This window comes from Microbacterium sp. MMO-35 (assembly GCF_037147555.1).
Taxonomy (GTDB): Bacteria; Actinomycetota; Actinomycetes; order Actinomycetales; family Microbacteriaceae; genus Microbacterium.
This window is the reverse complement of record NZ_JBBCVH010000038.1, coordinates 1-277: the sequence shown is the minus strand read 5'-3', so window position 1 is coordinate 277 and position 277 is coordinate 1. Positions and strand designations below refer to the sequence as shown.

The 277-nt window shown below is 65.3% G+C and carries 1 protein-coding gene; it reads right to left on the bottom strand.

The genetic code is table 11. The features are described 5' to 3' along the window. Positions 1 to 198: hypothetical protein (locus WFJ01_RS19065; protein WP_336630054.1), on the bottom strand; the 198-nt coding region annotated here is incomplete at its 3' end. Positions 199 to 277 lie beyond the last annotated feature (79 nt).

Below are 277 nucleotides of genomic sequence, written 5' to 3'. Positions count from 1 at the left end.
GTAGTTCCTCTGCATCCCGATAGTGCGGTAAGCGTCTGATGGACCGGAAACGACTGGTGTCCATCCGCGTTCCGCCTGCGCGAGCGCCACGAACCGGTCATGCTTCGCCGCCGTGCCGGGCATCATCAGGCAGATGTCCTTGCCCGCGCACGGTCGGGCCACCAGCAGCCCGAGTGGGACTTCACCGTTCGGATACATGAGAGCGTCCTTTCGGGAGGAACGACGAAGCCCCGCCACAGGGGCGGGGCTTCGTCTGGAGGGTGTGGTGGTCGGCTAC